Below are 15,318 nucleotides of genomic sequence, written 5' to 3' on the forward strand. Positions count from 1 at the left end.
CGCGTTCAGTCCACGGCGCTGATCGGCCGGGCGACATCCTCAAGCATCTTGCGCTCCGCTGCTACGCCGTAGACGGCTTGAACGATGCCGGCGCCGACCATCAGCAGCGCGCCGAGCAGGTAGCCGATCAGCACCTGGCTGCGCGAGCCGGTATCGATCAGGGTGCCGAACAGCCAGGGGGCGATCACGCCGCCTAATCCGGTGCCGATCGCGTAGAAGACAGCGATCGCCAGGGCCCTGATCTCCACCGGGAAGGTTTCGCTGACCGTCAGATAAGCGGAACTCGCGGCTGCTGATGCAAAGAAGAAGACGACCATCCAGGCGATGGTCTGGCCGGTGGCGGTCAGAAAGCCCTGTTGAAACAGGAAACCGCTGATCGCCAGCAGCAATCCCGACAGGATGTAGGTGAAGGCGATCATTGGCCGACGGCCGAGCGTGTCGAATAACCGGCCAAGCAGAAGCGGACCCATCACATTGCCAAGCGCAAAGGGAAGGATATACCAGCCGACCTCATGCGCAGGCACGTCATAGAAGTCTGTCAGTACCAGGGCATAAGTGAAGAAGATTGCGTTGTAGAAGAAAGCCTGCGCGGCCATCAGACAAAGGCCGACTAGAGCTCGCCGGCGATGGTGGCGGAACAGAACATTGGCAAGATCGCGGAAGGATGTCTGGCGGCGCTCTCGCAGCCGCAGCGGCGGGCTGGCCGGTGGCGCCAACCGGTGTCCGCGCCGGATGAAGCTCTGCTCGATGCTTGCGATCACGGCATCGGCTTGGTCTGTCCGTCCATGGACGATCAGCCATCTTGGGCTCTCCGGCAGCCAACGGCGCATCAATAAGACCGGAAGGGCCAGAACCGCACCAATGAGAAAACAGGCGCGCCAGCCCCAGTCGGCACCGAGTACAGCAGTGTCGAGCAGCAGAATTGAGCCGGCGGCACCAAAGCCTGCACCGAGCCAGAAGCTGCCGTTGATCGCCAGATCCGACCAGCCGCGGACCCGGGCCGGCAGTAATTCCTGGATAGTGGAGTTGATCGCCGTATATTCGCCGCCAATCCCCGCACCGGTCAGGAAGCGGAAGAGTGCAAAGGTCCATATATCCGTGGAGAAGGCCGTCGCGGCGGTGGCCGTGGCATAGAGAATGAGCGTGACGAAAAACAGAAGCCTCCGTCCCAGCCGGTCGGTCAGCCAGCCGAAAAGGATTGCGCCGAGCACTGCGCCAGCCAGATAGGCGCTGGTTGCCAGGCCGATTTCGGAATTGCTGAACTGCAGGGTGGGGCTTTCCTTCAAAGCTCCTGCCACCGACCCCGCGAGCGTAACCTCCAAGCCATCGAGTATCCATGTCACGCCCAGGGCGATCACTACGAGGACATGGAAACGGCCCCATGGCAGCCGGTCGAGCCGGAGCGGAATATCGGTTTGGATGATGCGTCCCGCCATGCTGGCGCCTCCCGAATCAGTCCGGACCGGTTTCGATTGCATATTGGCCACCCTAAACCGCCAAACATGGCGATTTTGCGCCGGGGATGGCTGCAGGGTTGCCAAGTCCGGGGATTTAGTTATATTCCATAACAATTATTTTTAAGGCAAATGCCGCATGCACCTGAATCCGATTGAAAGAGCTGACAAATCCATCCTTGGCCTGCCGCCCAGCCTTGGCGTCGAAATAGACGGCGATATCGGCGTGCTGCGCCTGAAGCGGGCGGAGAAGCGCAACGCGCTGGATAACGCCACGGTGCTGGGCCTGCATAAGTTCTTCGCCGCACCCCCGGAGGGTGTGAAGGCCGTGATCATCGATGGCGAGGGGGAGCATTTTTCTGCCGGCCTTGATCTGTCTTCGTTGCAGGAGAAGTCCGCAACTGAGGGCGTTGGTCATTCGATGATGTGGCACGAAGCCTTCCGCCATATCCAGTTCGGCCAGGTGCCGGTCATCTCGGTACTGCATGGCGCGGTGATCGGCGGCGGCCTGGAACTGGCGGCATCGACCCATATCCGGGTGGCGGAAGCTTCTGCCTTCTATGCGCTGCCTGAGGGGCAGCGCGGTATCTTTGTCGGCGGCGGCGGATCGGTGCGGATTCCGCGCCTGATCGGTGCTGCCCGCATGATGGACATGATGCTGACCGGTCGCGTGTATGATGCAGCAGAGGGCCATGCCATCGGGCTGTCGCAATATCTGGTCGAGCCGGGACAGGGCATGGCCAAGGCGCTTGAGCTGGCCAAGAAGATCGCCACCAACGCCCCGATGACCAATTTCGCAGTGATGCATGCGCTGCCGCGGATCGTGGAGAGCAATCCAGAATCCGGTTATCTGATGGAGGCGATGATGTCCTCCATCGCGCAGGCCGACATCGAGGCGAAGAAGCGCATTCGCGACTTCCTGGAGAAAAGGGCCGCCAAAGTGCGTTAGCCGCAAAAATCCGCTGCATGGTCGGCGGTTCTGTCCGGGTTTGATAAAAGGAGCGCCACATCAATGGCGCCCACCTGAGACAGAGAGGTAGGGAGGAGCAGGAGAGATGACGTATCCGTTTCGTCAGGTTCCTTTTGGCCGTGCCGAGACCGAAGTGACCTGGCGTGCCGATGGCACGATCCTGATGCGCTCACCCGAGCCGCTGGGGGCTTATCCGGACCGGCTGACCGAGCGGATGTCGCATTGGGCCAAGACAACGCCCGATCGTGTCTTTATCGCCCAGCGAGATGCCGCCGGCGCTTGGCGGACATTCACCTATGCGCAATCCATGCACAAGCTGCGCGTCCTGGGCCAGGCCTTGCTGGATCGGGGCCTGTCGGCCGAACGACCGCTGGCAATTCTATCCGATAATGACATCGAGCATGCCTTCCTAGCCCTGGCGGCTCAGCATGTCGGCATCCCGTCGGCGGCAATCTCGCCTGCCTATTCGCTGGTTTCGACCGATTTCGGCAAGCTGCGCCATGTTCTTGATGTCCTGAAGCCGGGCATGGTATTCGCCGCCGATGGGCAGCGTTTCGCCAAGGCTCTGATGGCGACCTTGCCGCCAGAGATGGACATTGTGGTGACGCAAAACGCGGAGGCCCTGCCGGGCGGCCGGGTGACGCTGTTTGCCGATCTGGAAACCGTCACGCCGACCAATGCGGTAGAGCAGGCCCATGCCAAGGTGGGGCCCGATACGGTAGCGAAGTTTCTGTTCACCTCCGGATCGACCGGCATGCCGAAGGGCGTGATCAACACGCAGCGTATGCTGTGCAGCAACCAGCAGATGATCATCCAGTCACTGCCGGTCTTTGCCGTCGAGCCGCCGGTTTTCATCGATTGGCTGCCTTGGAACCACACGTTCGGCGGCAACCACAATATCGGCATTACGCTCTATAACGGCGGCACGCTGTATATCGACGACGGCAAGCCCGTGCCCTCGCTGATCGAGCGGACGGTACGGAACCTGCGCGAGATCGCGCCGACCGTCTATTTCAACGTCCCCAAGGGCTTTGAGATGCTGCTGCCGTATCTGCGCTCCGAACGGCAGCTGCGCGAGACCTTCTTCAGCCGGCTGAAGATGATCTTCTATGCCGGCGCGGCACTGCCTCAGCATGTCTGGACGGAGCTGGAAGAGCTGGCGATTGCCACCATTGGCGAGCGGATTCCGATCATCAGTGGCCTAGGCGCCACCGAAACCGCGCCTTTTGCGCTTTGCGCCAACTGGCCAGTGGACCGATCTGGCGTGATTGGACTGCCGGTGCCGGGCCAGGAGTTGAAACTGGTGCCGAACGGCCAGAAGCTGGAGGTCCGGGTGCGGGGGCCCAATGTGACGCCGGGCTATTGGCGGATGGAAGATGTCACCGCGAAAGCCTTCGATGAAGAAGGCTATTACAAGATGGGCGATGCCGCCCGCTTCATCGATCCGGATCGGCCTGAGAAAGGCCTGCTCTTCGATGGCCGCATCTCCGAGGACTTCAAGCTGACCAGCGGCACCTGGGTCAGCGTCGGGCCTTTGCGGGGGCGCTTCATCGCTCATTTTGCGCCCTATGTACGTGATGTGGTGATCGCCGGTCATGACCGTGACGATCTGGCGGCGCTGGTTTTCGTAGACGTTGAAAACTGCCGCAGCCTCTGCCCAGAGCTTGCTGGCAGCGATGTGGCCGCGATCGTGTCGCATCCCCAAGTGCGCGCACAATTCGCTGAGATGCTGGCAAGTTTTGCGGCGCAGGCGACCGGCAGCGCAACGCGGATCGAACGGATCATCCTGGTCGATGAACTGCCCTCGCTGGATGTCGGCGAGGTCACCGATAAAGGCTCAATCAACCAGCGCGCTGTGCTCGACCATCGGGTGGCCCTGGTGGAGGATTTATATGCCGATCGGCCATCCGGTCGGGTCATCGTGGGAAGCAAGAGGATTGCTCATGTCGCCTAGTCCAGCCGGATTGACTATTGCCTTCGACGATATATGGCTTGTCGATGGCATTCGCACGCCCTTCGTCGATTACATGGGTGCGCTGAGTGAGGTCTCGCCCATCGACCTAGGCATCAAGGTGGCGCGTGAGGTCTTGAAGAAAAGCGAGGTGCCTGCCACCGATATCGGCACTGTGGTTGCCGGTAGCATGGCGCAGGCCTCCTACGACGCTTATATGCTGCCTCGCCATATCGGCCTCTATGCCGGTGTGCCCATTGAAGTGCCGGCGCAACTGGTCCAGCGCGTTTGCGGCACTGGTATCGAAGCGATCTTGCAGGCTTCCGCGCAGATCAAGCTCGGCCAGACAGAAGTGGGGCTGGTGGTCGGCACTGAATCGATGAGCCGCAATCCCATCGCCGCCTATACGCACCGCAACGGCTTCCGCATGGGGCAGGTGGAATTCAAGGATTTCCTTTGGGAAGCGCTGATTGATCCTGCGCCCGGCATCATGATGGGGGACACGGCTGAGAATCTCGCGCGTGAATACCAGATCACCCGCGAAGAGGTGGACGAATACGCTGCCGAAAGCTTCGAGCGTGCCATCCAGGCACAGAAGAGCGGTTTCCTGGCGGGCGAGATCACTCCGGTGACCAGCGAGGAGTTTGCCTTCGATGGCTATAACAAGCGCGGCTTCCGGCTGGGGCGTAAAACGCCGGAGGTGAAGGAAGACAGCCATATCCGGCCATCACCGGTGGAAGTCCTTGCCAAGATCCGGCCGGCCTTTGGCGGCGTGCAGACGGGCGGCAATTCCTCGGGCGTGGTAGATGGTGCCGCGGCCGCCATTGTGGCCTCGGGCAATTACGTGCGCAGCAAGGGCAAGGCGCCGCTGGCCCGGATCGTTGCCGGTGCCAGCGTCGGCGTGAAGCCGGAGGTTATGGGGATCGGCCCTGTCCCGGCCATCCAGGCCGTCTGCGCCAAAGCGGGGATCAAGGTCGAGGATGTTGATCGCATCGAGATCAACGAAGCCTTCGGCGCTCAGGTCATGGCCTGCATGCGGGCTCTCAATCTCGATCACAAGAAGCTCAATGTGAATGGCGGGGCCATCGCCATCGGGCATCCGCTGGCCGCTACCGGCGTTCGGCTCGCTGTTACGGTTGCGCGCGAGTTGCAGCGCTCGGAACTGCGCTACGGGATCGCCTCGGCCTGCATCGGCGGCGGCCAGGGCATCGCGATGCTGGTCGAAAATCCGGCTGCGGCAAAGCCGAACTAAGTCAGGAGAGTGTGGACAATTTGCGCAGCAGTGACAGCAGGAACTGTTTATCAGCACTGCCTAGCAGCTCGTCCAGGCGGCGCTCGTGATGGATTTGCAGATGTCGGTAGGCCTCGGCCAGGAAGCTTTCGCCTTTGGGGGTGAGATAGAGCGCATTCGAGCGCCGATCTCCCGGCGAGGCTGCGCGGCGGGCCAGTTTGCGCTTTTCCAGTTCATCCAGCAGGGCGACGAAGTTAGCGCGGTTAATGCCCAGAGCCTCGCTGACCCGTGATTGCTTGAGGCCAGGATTGGCGGCAATGATTGCCAGCACCGAGAATTGCGCCGGCCGCAGGTCGAAATCCTTCATGTTCTGGATGAAATCCTGGAAGACGGCGAGCTGGGCGCGGCGCAGCGCATAGCCCAGCAGGCCGTTCAGATAGCCGAGATCGACCTCGGTGCCGGCAGCAGCGGGCGACGCTTCGTCGTCAGCGACTTGCGCCGAACTGGCCTGGCGACCGGAAACGGATTTCTGCTTCGGTTTGATCATTCTGCTGCTCTGTCTGGGGCGCCATGGAAATGACAAAGGAATTCTGAGAATCTCTTTGCGATGTAGAAGAAATCCCCCGCCTTGGCAATCAATCTCACAGAATTCAGAAAATCGTATCGGCAAATTGTTATCAGTTATAATAATCAGAACTCAAGGGTTTTCCTGGATGGAGATCAGCCATATTCTTGCGCAGCGAAAGATGTTTGAAGGCAAACTAATATGAAGACGAGCATTCATCGCGTGTCCGTCGAATGGGGCGATGCCGATCCGGCGCGTATCGTATTTTATCCGCGGTACTTCGCCTGGTTCGATGTGTCGACGCGACACCTTTTTGACAGTGCTGGCCTGACCATCCCGGACATCTTCGACCGTCATGGCGTGATCGGTACGCCGATTGCCGAGGCCAACGCCAAATTCCTGGCGCCGTCCAAATTCGGGGACGTGCTGGAGGTCCATAGCGGCGTCAGCGAATGGAGCGACCGTTATTTCGTGGTCAGCCACAAGATCTATAACAATGGCGTGCTTTGCGTGGATGGTTTTGAGCGACGCGTCTGGGCAGCGCCCCATCCGGAAAAGCCCGGCCGGTTGAAGGCTTTGCCAGTGCCCGAGGAAGTGCGCAGCAAGCTATCCTGAATAATCTCAGGCCATCGCCATGCGGATGCCCTCTGCGGCATAAAGCAAGGGCGAAAGAAAGCGCTGGCGCATCTCGTCCATGCTGACCCGCGACACATGGCCGCTGACATTCATGGCGGCTAGAACGCGTCCGGCCTGATTGCGGATCGGCACGGCAATCGACCGCAAACCGATCTCCAGCTCCTGATCCACGAGCGCATAGCCTTTGCAGCGCACGTCGGCAATGATATTGCGCAAGACGGCCTGATCGGTCTGCGTATGCGGTGTCAGGCTGTCGAGACGGGTATTCTGGAAGTAAATATCCAATTCGGCCGGGCGCAGATCGGCCAGCAGGACGCGGCCCATCGATGTGCAATAGGCCGGCAGGCGGATACCGATGCCAAGCGCCACCGACATGATCCGCTTTGTCGGAACGCGGGCCACATACACGATATCGCTGCCTTCCAGCACCGAGATCGAGCAGGACTCATTCACCTGCTCGGTAAGCTGCTCCATGAAGGGTTGGGCACGCTCCCAGATATGCATTGAGGTCAGGAAGGCGAAGCCGAGTTCAAGTACCCGTGGCGTCAGGCGGAAATACTTCCCGTCGCCGGCGACATATCCGAGTTCGCATAAGGTGAGCAGATAGCGGCGCCGCGGCGCGGGTCATGTCGGCCCGGCGCGACACCTCACTCAGCGTCATCTCATCGTGATCGCGATCGAAGGCAGTGATCACCCGCAGGCCGCGCGCCAGAGAGGTCGAGAAGTCGCGCGGATTGATCCCGATTGACAAGGCGATCTCCTCAATCGTGTAATGTTGGATATACGCATTATCAGGCGTTTAACGAACAAAAAGTCAAGCAAAGTCGAATTTTTGCCTGTCAGGCGCATTCGATAGCCGCCACAATCGGCGGAGGGAGGACCCGAAAGAATGACCAATGTGGTCGGTTACAAACGGCCCCGCGCGGGGACCCAGCCCAACTACCTGCATCCACCCTATCAATCCTCGATCAAGCGCGCTCCACGTAAGCCCCTGGTGCTGCTGCCCCATACTCTTTCCGAGGTGACGGGGCCGCTTTTCGGTCATGACCTGATCGGGCAGAATGACAACGATTTAACGAAGCAGCATGCGGGTGAGCCCATCGGCGAACGCATCATTGTCTCCGGCCGGGTGCTGGATGAAGACGGACGCCCGGTGCCGCGCACATTGATCGAGCTCTGGCAGGCCAATTCGACCGGCCGCTACCGCCATGCACTGGATCAGCATGATGCGCCGCTCGATCCCAATTTCACCGGCTATGGCCGTACGGTGACGGATGCCGAGGGACGCTACCGCTTCGTTACCATCAAGCCCGGGGCTTACCCCTGGCGCAATCACCATAATGCCTGGCGGCCACCGCATATCCATTTTTCGTTATTCGGCCCGAGCTTCATGACCCGGCTGGTGACGCAGATGTATTTTCCGGGCGATCCGCTCCTGCCATTCGACCCGATTTTCAACTGCGTAACCGATCAGCGGGCGCGTGACAGCATGATCTCGTCCTTCGATCTGGATACCACTATCCCGGAATTCGCACTGGGCTATCGTTGGGACATTGTGCTGCGTGGCCGCAACGCCACGCCGTTCGAGGAGTGAGAAACGCCATGTCGCTTATTCCCACGGCATCGCAAACCGTTGGTCCGTACCTGCATCTTGGCCTGACGCCGATCACCATCGCCGACATCGCCAAGGATGCCGGCAAGGGCGAAAAGATCGTCATTTCGGGGCGTGTGTTGGATGGCGAAGGACAGCCCATTCCCGATGCTTTGCTCGAATTCTGGCAGGCCAATGCGGATGGAAAATACGCCCATCCTGACGACACCCAGGATAAGCCGCTGGAGGGCAAGTTCATCGGCTTTGGCCGCGTACCGACCGATAAGGACGGCCGCTTTAGCTTCACCACTATAAAGCCTGGTGCCGTTCCCGGACCGGGCAACAGCTTGCAGGCGCCGCATATCGTGGTCTGCCTGTTCATGCGTGGCATGCTCAAGCATCTCTACACGCGGATCTATTTCTCCGATGAGCAGGCGGCGAACGCCAATGACCCGGTGCTGGGGCTGATCGAGGATGCAGCGCGCCGCCCGACCCTGATTGCCGAACGCCAGAATGATAAGGCGGAATACCGCTGGGATATCGTCATGCAGGGCGAGAACGAAACGGTATTTTTCGATTGCTGATCGTCTGATCCAACGCGAACATGGCCGGATGACGGATAACCACGCCCACGAGTCACAACAGGTTGTAGGCCTGCTCGATCCTTTGTTCACTACTACAGCGGCGCGGGGCTGGTTCTCCGACCGCGCCCGCCTGCAAGGCATGCTGGATTTCGAAGCGGCGCTGGCGCGGGCGGAAGCCAAGGTGGGCGTCATTCCCCAGCCTGCCGTGAATGCCATCGCCGCACAGTGCGATGCCGCGCTTTATGACATCGCCGATCTGGCAGCGGCAACTGCGAAAGCCGGCAATCCGGCCATCCCTCTGGTGAAGGCTCTGACCGCCAGGGTAGCGGCGCAGGATGCGCAAGCCGCGCGCTATGTCCATTGGGGTGCCACCAGCCAGGATGCGATGGATACCGGCTTGGTGCTGCAATTGCGCCGGGCCCTGAACGCGGTCCGAACCGATCTTGGCTGCCTGTCAGACCTGCTGGAAAATCTGACCGCGACGCATAAGCGGACGCCTATGGTTGGCCGCACCTGGCTGCAGCATGCGCTGCCGACGACCTTCGGCCTGAAAGTGGCGGGCTGGCTCGATGCCATCGAGCGCCATCGCAGCCGGCTTGATGAACTACGTCCGCGCCTGCTGGTGCTGCAATTCGGTGGCGCGGCCGGGACACTGGCGGCCCTTGAGGATAACGGGCTTAAGGTGGCATCCGCTTTGGCCGATGAGCTGGAGCTTGGTCTGCCGGCAATGCCGTGGCATACGGCCCGCGACAGGATTGCGGAATGCGGAACGGTTTTCGGTCTGCTGATCGGCACGCTGGCGAAAATCGCGCGCGATATCTCCCTGCTGATGCAAACTGATGTGGCAGAGGCGTTTGAGCCGGCAGGAGAGCGGCGTGGTGGTTCTTCAACCATGCCGCATAAGCGCAATCCGGTGGCGGCGGCCAGCATATTGGCGACAGCAACGCGCGCGCCGCAGCTCGTAGCATCTCTCCTCGCCGGCATGACGCAGGAACATGAGCGCGGCCTGGGCGGCTGGCATGCCGAATGGACGACATTGCCAGAGTTGATCCAGATCGCGGCAGGGGCGCTGACTCAGACGATCGACACTATCGGCGGTCTCGATGTCGACGCCGCACGGATGCGGAAAAATCTCGATGCCACGAACGGCCTGATCATGGCCGAGGCTGTGATGATGGCGCTGGGGCCGAAGATCGGCCGGCTGGCTGCCCATGACCATATCGAGGGAGCCTGTAGGCGGGCTGTAGCGACAGGCCGTCATCTGCAAGATGTGCTGTCCGAAGACCCCGTGGTTTCACAGCATCTCAAAGAATCTGATCTGCAGCGGCTTTTTGATCCGCTGAACTATATTGGTAGCGCCCCGGCGATGGTCGGCCGCGTCCTGTCGGCGCGCCACAAATAAATATCCGGAGGAATCATGCCTTTCATTGCTTGTGCGGATGGCGTTCAGCTGCATTATAGGCTCGACGGGCCGGAAGGGGCACCAGTCCTGGTGCTGTCCAATTCGCTCGGGACCAATCTGAATATGTGGCAGCCGCAGATGGCCGCACTGACCCAGAATTTCCGCGTGTTGCGTTATGACACGCGCGGCCATGGCCAGTCCGGTCTCTCGCCATCAGCGTTCCAGGTCGATACCCTGGGCAAGGATGTGCTGGCTCTGCTGGATGGGCTCGGAATTGCACGAGCGCATTTCTGTGGTCTGTCTATGGGCGGCATGACCGGTATGTGGCTTGGCGTACATGCGCCCGAACGCATCGATCGTCTGGCACTGTGCAATACCGCTGCCAAGATAGCGACGCCCGAGATCTGGAATGAGCGTATCGCTGCGGTCGAGAAGGGCGGCGTAGCGGCCGTCCTGCCCGGCGTCATTCAGCGCTGGTTCACCGAGGGTTTCACCAAGCGTCAGCCTGACGCCGTTGAGGCCATCTCAGCCATGCTGTTGCAGACGGCTCCGGAAGGTTACGCCGCAGCCTGCGGCGCGATACGCGATATGGACCAACGCGATACCATTGCTGCGGTCCGGGCGCCGACTCTGGTAATAGCAGGCACCTATGATTTGTCTACGCCTGCTGCCGAGGGCCGTCAGCTCGCCACGGCCATACCCGGAGCGCAGTATGTCGAGCTGCCATCCGCGCATTTGTCGAATGTCGAATGCGAGCAGGCCTTTACAAAGGCCCTGCTCGATTTCCTGACGGCGTGAGGGGGATCAATGGACGATAAGGACCGTTACGACGCTGGCATGAAGGTGCGCCGCGCCGTCCTGGGCGACGCCCATGTCGACCGCTCACTCTCCCGTATCACCCCGTTCAATGAGGAATTCCAGAATCTGATCACCCGTTATGCCTGGGGTGAGATCTGGACCCGGCCGGGCCTCGACCGCAAGACACGTAGCTGCATGACGCTGTCGATGATGATCGCGCTCAATCGTGCCGATGAGTTCAAGCTGCATGTCCGCGCCGCCTTCAACAACGGCTTGACGCGGGATGACATCAAGGAAGTGATCCTGCAGGCCGGCATCTATTGCGGCGTGCCTGCTGCCAATAGTGCCATGCATTGGGCGGAAGAGGTTTTTGCCCAGATGGAGCAGAAGCCTTAAAAAAGAACGGCACCACATTGCTATGGCGCCGGTTCCCCTAACCCAATTCGATTGGATCAGTGCAACTGGGAATGACCCTGACGCTGACCATCGGCGCGGCCGAAGCGCTGCCCCTGTGGCTTGCGGTTCCGCTTGTGCTGCGGCTGGCCTTGACCGCCGCTGCGCTGGCCTTCGCTGCGATGCTCCTGATGGCGCTGATTGGCGCCATGGCGCGAAGCATTGGGACGCTGACCATGCGGACGCTGCTGCTGATGCTGCTGAGGACGGCTGTCCTTCGGCTCAGCGGCGGTGGCCGCCGCCAACTTGGCGTCGCCCCGGCGGTCGGTTGAAGCAATGCGTTGCCGGGTCAGCTTTTCGATGTCACGCAGATAAGGCCGTTCGTCCTGAGCGCAGAGCGAAATCGCCTGGCCGGCATTGCCGGCTCGCGCGGTCCGGCCGATACGGTGCACGTAGCTTTCCGGTACATTCGGCAGTTCGAAGTTGATCACATGGGTGACGCCGCTGACATCAATGCCGCGTGCGGCGATGTCAGTGGCCACCAGCACGCGGATACGGCCGGATTTGAAATCCGACAGGGCGCGCTCGCGCTGGCTCTGCGACTTGTTGCCATGGATCGCATTCGCCGGCACGCCACCATTGGTGAGATGCCGGGCGACGCGGTCGGCACCATGCTTGGTGCGGGTGAAGACCAGCGCACGGGTAATGGCTGGGTCCGCCATGATCTCCGCCAGCAAGGCGCGCTTGCGTTCGGCTTCGACGAAAATAACCCGCTGCTCGACGCGCTCGGCCGTGGTGGCCACTGGCGTGACCTCGACTTTCACCGGCTCCTTCAGGAAGCCGGCGGCAAGCTGTCCGATGCTTTGCGGCATGGTGGCGGAGAAGAACAGGCTCTGACGCTGCTTGGGCAGGACCTGCGAGATGCGCTTGATGGCATGCACGAAGCCGAGATCAAGCATCTGATCGGCCTCGTCCAGCACCACCACCTCGGTCTGGTCGAGGCGGAGCGTGTTCTGCTGCAAGTGATCGATCAGGCGACCGGGTGTGGCCACCAGAATGTCGACCCCGCGAGCAAGCGCATGAATCTGCGGATTCATGCCAACTCCACCGAATACGGTGGCCACCACCAGCTTGGTTTCGCGGCCATAGGCGCGGAACTTCTCCGCGATCTGGCTCGCCAGTTCACGGGTTGGGCTCAGGATCAGAGCACGGCAGGTCTTCGGCGCCGGGCGGCGCTGATTGGTCAGAAGGCGATGCAGGATCGGTAGGGCAAACGCGGCGGTCTTGCCTGTGCCGGTCTGCGCGATCCCGAGCAGATCACGGCCGGCAATGACCGGTGGAATGGCCTGGGTCTGGATCGGCGTGGGTTGGGTATATTTGCCGGCGGCCAGGGCATTGAGCAAAGGCTGACTGAGGCCGAGGTCATTGAAACTCGTCAAGAAGAAAATCCTTATAAGGGCACACGACGGCGTCAGGCATAAGCCTGCGACGCAGCGATCGGGCGCGGGACCGATAAAACGCCCCGCGTGACCTGGGTCGTGAAATGGGAAATTCGAAGCGCCTGGCAGGACGAAGAAGCGTGTTTTAGCTCCTCGCTCACGCGGCCAAGGCGCAAGAGGTCGCCGAAGCGACTGCGCGTATATGACGGTGAACGGGTCTCTGGTCAAGCGAATAAAGCGATAATTGTGAAAAACGGACGATTATCTCGTTTTTGTTCACTTTGAAGACATAAAAGTCACTTCAGGCAACGCGATAGCGTTCCAGCGCCGTCTCGTCGGGAATGAAGCCGATGCCGGGTTTATCCGGAATGGCGATCTTGCCTTGAGAGGGCAAGGGGATGTCGATGCCCATCCAGGCTGCGGGTTTGACATAAAGGAACTCGAACATGCCGATCTGATCGAGATGGGCCGCCAGTTGCAGTGTCGCCCAATAACCTGGCCCGAAATAAGGCGAATGGGGCATCAAGGTCTTGCCTAGAGCCTTGGCATGGCTTGCGACTTTCAGAAACTCGCTCACGCCGCCCAGCTTGGTGACGCTGGGTTGCGGATAGGTTAGTGCGGCCGCAAGCCGCGTGAACTCCATCGCCGTGCAGGCATTCTCGCCGGCGGAAAGCGGCACCCCGAAACGACCAAGACGCCGCAACGTATCGTAATCCTCCGGCGGGAAGATCGGCTCTTCCACCCAAAGGAGGTCGAGTTCCTTCAGCCGTGGCAGGATCGCTTCCGCCTCGGCGATAGACCAATGGCAATTCACGTCGGTGGTCAGCCGCACTTCCTTGCCGACCGCTTCGCGTCCGGCAGCGATGTTTTCGTACGTGATTTCGTGCAGCTTCACATCGGCATAGCCTTCCGCGACGGCTTGCACCGCGATGGCGGTAACCGGCTGTGGTTCGCCGTAGCGCACCAGGCTCGCATAGGCCGGCACCTTATCGCGCTTGCGTCCGCCGAGATATGTCGCCAGGCATTTGCCCGCCTGCTTGGCGGCCAGATCCCACAGCGCGATGTCCAATCCAGAGAGCGCGAAGATCGTAATGCCATATCGGCCCCAAATATGCAGCGCTTTCTGAATCTCCAGATTGAAGGCCGGGATATCCTCGATGCGGCGGCCGACCACCAGCGGTGCCACCATGTCCATGACTGCAGCACGCACGGCATTCGCGCAGTTATAGGCAAAGGCTTCGCCCCAGCTGACCTGGCCGTCTTCGCTGGTGACTTTCACCAATACCGCATCGAAATGCGTCCAGCCGTGCTCGTTATGCCGCGGCCCGGTATAGAGGTCGTCGAAGGGAATTTTCAGCGTGATCGTTTCGACGTTTTTGATAAGCATCGCTTAAGCCTTCCTCAGCCGCGAGAAATCGCCGTCGAATTCCTGGCTGCAGAAAGGCGACCCGCCCTGGAAGTAATCGCCGATCTCGTCCTTCGGGAGTTTTTTCTGCGCCTCCAGTGCTGCAGCGGCAAAGTCCTCGGACTTTCCCTCCGGCTGGTAGCCCAGCCGCAGGGCATTGGAATTGTCCCACCAGGCCCGCTTGTTGTCGGACATGCCGTAAACCACCTCATAGACCAGATCGGGCGTCTCCAGGCCGATGCGGATCAGCTGCACCAGATCCTCCGGCTTGAGCCAGATCGCCAGGCGGCGTTCATCGATTGGCTGTTCAGCGAAATTGCCGATCCGGATGCTGAGAACGCCCATGCCATGCTTATGGGCATACAATGCGCCAAGACCTTCGCCGAACAACTTGGAGAGGCCATAGCGGCTATCGGGTATCGGTACGGCTTCTATGCCAATTTTGGTGCTGCGCGGATAAAAGCCCATGACATGGTTTGAGGAAGCGAAGACCACCCGCTTAACGCCTTTGCGATGCGCTGCCTCGAACAGATTGTAGCAGCCGATGATGTTGGCGCTGAGGATCGTCTCCCAGGGGCCTTCCACCGAGAAGCCGCCCAGATGCACGATGCCGTCCACGCCTTCGCAGGCTGCCTCGACGGCTGCCATATCGGCCAGGTCGGCTTGGATGAACGTTTCGTCAGCCCGCAGATCGCCAGGGATTTTCAGGTCAGTCAGAATCAATTCGGGATAGAGCGGCTTGAGCAGCTGGCGCAATCTGGTGCCAATTCCGCCGCTGGCGCCGGTCAGCAGGACCCGTTTCATGACATTTCCTCCCGCGGCCTATGACGAGCCAAGTTTGATCATCTCTTTGCCAGTCATCGACGGCAAGGGGCTATTCAGCAGGCTTGGGCAGGGAA

16 protein-coding genes are annotated in these 15,318 nt (G+C 60.6%); 9 read left to right on the forward strand and 7 right to left on the reverse strand.

What is annotated here, in order from left to right:
• Positions 1-5: 5 nt before the first annotated feature.
• Positions 6-1,436, reverse strand: a complete 1,431-nt coding sequence (locus tag Q0603_RS07215; RefSeq protein ID WP_298724068.1) for an MFS transporter — start codon at positions 1,434-1,436, stop codon at positions 6-8.
• 157 nt (positions 1,437-1,593) lie between these two features.
• On the opposite strand from Q0603_RS07215, the gene Q0603_RS07220 reads away from it, so the two are divergent.
• The 3 genes from Q0603_RS07220 (at position 1,594) to Q0603_RS07230 (ending at position 5,627) form a co-directional block, all read left to right on the forward strand.
• Positions 1,594-2,403, forward strand: coding sequence for a crotonase/enoyl-CoA hydratase family protein (locus Q0603_RS07220; RefSeq protein WP_298724069.1), 810 nt, complete (start codon positions 1,594-1,596; stop codon positions 2,401-2,403).
• A 106-nt stretch (positions 2,404-2,509) separates the two neighbouring features.
• The gene (locus tag Q0603_RS07225) at positions 2,510-4,378 is read left to right on the forward strand and encodes a feruloyl-CoA synthase (RefSeq protein WP_298724071.1); all 1,869 of its coding nucleotides are present in this window, start codon (positions 2,510-2,512) and stop codon (positions 4,376-4,378) included.
• On the forward strand, positions 4,368-5,627 hold the full coding sequence (locus Q0603_RS07230) for a thiolase family protein (RefSeq protein ID WP_298724073.1): 1,260 nt from the start codon (positions 4,368-4,370) through the stop codon (positions 5,625-5,627). The genes Q0603_RS07225 and Q0603_RS07230 overlap by 11 nt, the downstream gene beginning before the upstream one ends.
• Position 5,628: 1 nt before the next feature.
• Here the strand turns inward: Q0603_RS07230 and Q0603_RS07235 are convergent, their stop codons facing one another.
• Complete coding sequence (locus Q0603_RS07235) at positions 5,629-6,153, reverse strand: MarR family transcriptional regulator (RefSeq protein WP_298724075.1); 525 nt, start codon at positions 6,151-6,153, stop codon at positions 5,629-5,631.
• Positions 6,154-6,372: 219 nt separating this feature from the next.
• Here Q0603_RS07235 and Q0603_RS07240 point away from each other — a divergent pair, with 219 nt between their 5' ends.
• Positions 6,373-6,786 (forward strand): acyl-CoA thioesterase, encoded by a 414-nt coding sequence (locus Q0603_RS07240; protein WP_298724076.1) that lies wholly within the window; start codon positions 6,373-6,375, stop codon positions 6,784-6,786.
• A gap of 6 nt (positions 6,787-6,792) precedes the next feature.
• On the opposite strand, the gene Q0603_RS07245 is transcribed toward Q0603_RS07240, so the two are convergent.
• Positions 6,793-7,410, reverse strand: coding sequence for an IclR family transcriptional regulator C-terminal domain-containing protein (locus Q0603_RS07245; RefSeq protein ID WP_298724215.1), 618 nt, complete (start codon positions 7,408-7,410; stop codon positions 6,793-6,795).
• Complete coding sequence (locus Q0603_RS19345; RefSeq protein ID WP_366132456.1) at positions 7,337-7,558, reverse strand: helix-turn-helix domain-containing protein; 222 nt, start codon at positions 7,556-7,558, stop codon at positions 7,337-7,339. Before Q0603_RS19345 ends, Q0603_RS07245 begins: the two co-directional genes overlap by 74 nt.
• Before the next feature lie 138 nt (positions 7,559-7,696).
• Here Q0603_RS19345 and pcaH point away from each other — a divergent pair, with 138 nt between their 5' ends.
• From pcaH to pcaC, 5 genes are read left to right on the forward strand one after another with little or no spacing between them, the layout of a single operon-like run.
• Positions 7,697-8,401 (forward strand): protocatechuate 3,4-dioxygenase subunit beta, encoded by a 705-nt coding sequence (pcaH, locus tag Q0603_RS07250; RefSeq protein ID WP_298724078.1) that lies wholly within the window; start codon positions 7,697-7,699, stop codon positions 8,399-8,401.
• Positions 8,402-8,409: 8 nt separating this feature from the next.
• Positions 8,410-8,982: a protocatechuate 3,4-dioxygenase subunit alpha gene (gene pcaG, locus Q0603_RS07255; RefSeq protein WP_298724080.1), complete on the forward strand. Its 573-nt coding sequence runs from the start codon at positions 8,410-8,412 to the stop codon at positions 8,980-8,982.
• Positions 8,983-9,010: 28 nt separating this feature from the next.
• Positions 9,011-10,384, forward strand: a complete 1,374-nt coding sequence (locus tag Q0603_RS07260) for a 3-carboxy-cis,cis-muconate cycloisomerase (RefSeq protein WP_298724082.1) — start codon at positions 9,011-9,013, stop codon at positions 10,382-10,384.
• Positions 10,385-10,399: 15 nt separating this feature from the next.
• On the forward strand, positions 10,400-11,182 hold the full coding sequence (gene pcaD / locus Q0603_RS07265; RefSeq protein WP_298724084.1) for a 3-oxoadipate enol-lactonase: 783 nt from the start codon (positions 10,400-10,402) through the stop codon (positions 11,180-11,182).
• Positions 11,183-11,191: 9 nt separating this feature from the next.
• A complete protein-coding gene (gene pcaC, locus Q0603_RS07270; protein WP_298724086.1) occupies positions 11,192-11,578 on the forward strand; it encodes a 4-carboxymuconolactone decarboxylase in 387 nt (128 codons plus the stop codon).
• A 56-nt stretch (positions 11,579-11,634) separates the two neighbouring features.
• On the opposite strand, the gene Q0603_RS07275 is transcribed toward pcaC, so the two are convergent.
• The 3 genes from Q0603_RS07275 to Q0603_RS07285 all read right to left on the reverse strand — a co-directional run bounded on the left by Q0603_RS07275 (position 11,635) and on the right by Q0603_RS07285 (position 15,223).
• The gene (locus tag Q0603_RS07275; RefSeq protein WP_298724088.1) at positions 11,635-13,014 is read right to left on the reverse strand and encodes a DEAD/DEAH box helicase; all 1,380 of its coding nucleotides are present in this window, start codon (positions 13,012-13,014) and stop codon (positions 11,635-11,637) included.
• 301 nt (positions 13,015-13,315) lie between these two features.
• Positions 13,316-14,401 carry a mandelate racemase/muconate lactonizing enzyme family protein gene (locus Q0603_RS07280; protein WP_298724090.1) on the reverse strand — a complete coding sequence of 362 codons (1,086 nt, stop codon included), beginning with the start codon at positions 14,399-14,401 and terminating at the stop codon, positions 13,316-13,318.
• 3 nt (positions 14,402-14,404) lie between these two features.
• Positions 14,405-15,223 carry an NAD(P)-dependent oxidoreductase gene (locus Q0603_RS07285; RefSeq protein ID WP_298724092.1) on the reverse strand — a complete coding sequence of 273 codons (819 nt, stop codon included), beginning with the start codon at positions 15,221-15,223 and terminating at the stop codon, positions 14,405-14,407.
• Between the last annotated feature and the right edge of the window lie 95 nt (positions 15,224-15,318).

Origin of the sequence: uncultured Ferrovibrio sp. (genome assembly GCF_937960835.1) — a bacterium.
In the GTDB taxonomy this organism is placed as follows: domain Bacteria; phylum Pseudomonadota; class Alphaproteobacteria; order Ferrovibrionales; family Ferrovibrionaceae; genus Ferrovibrio.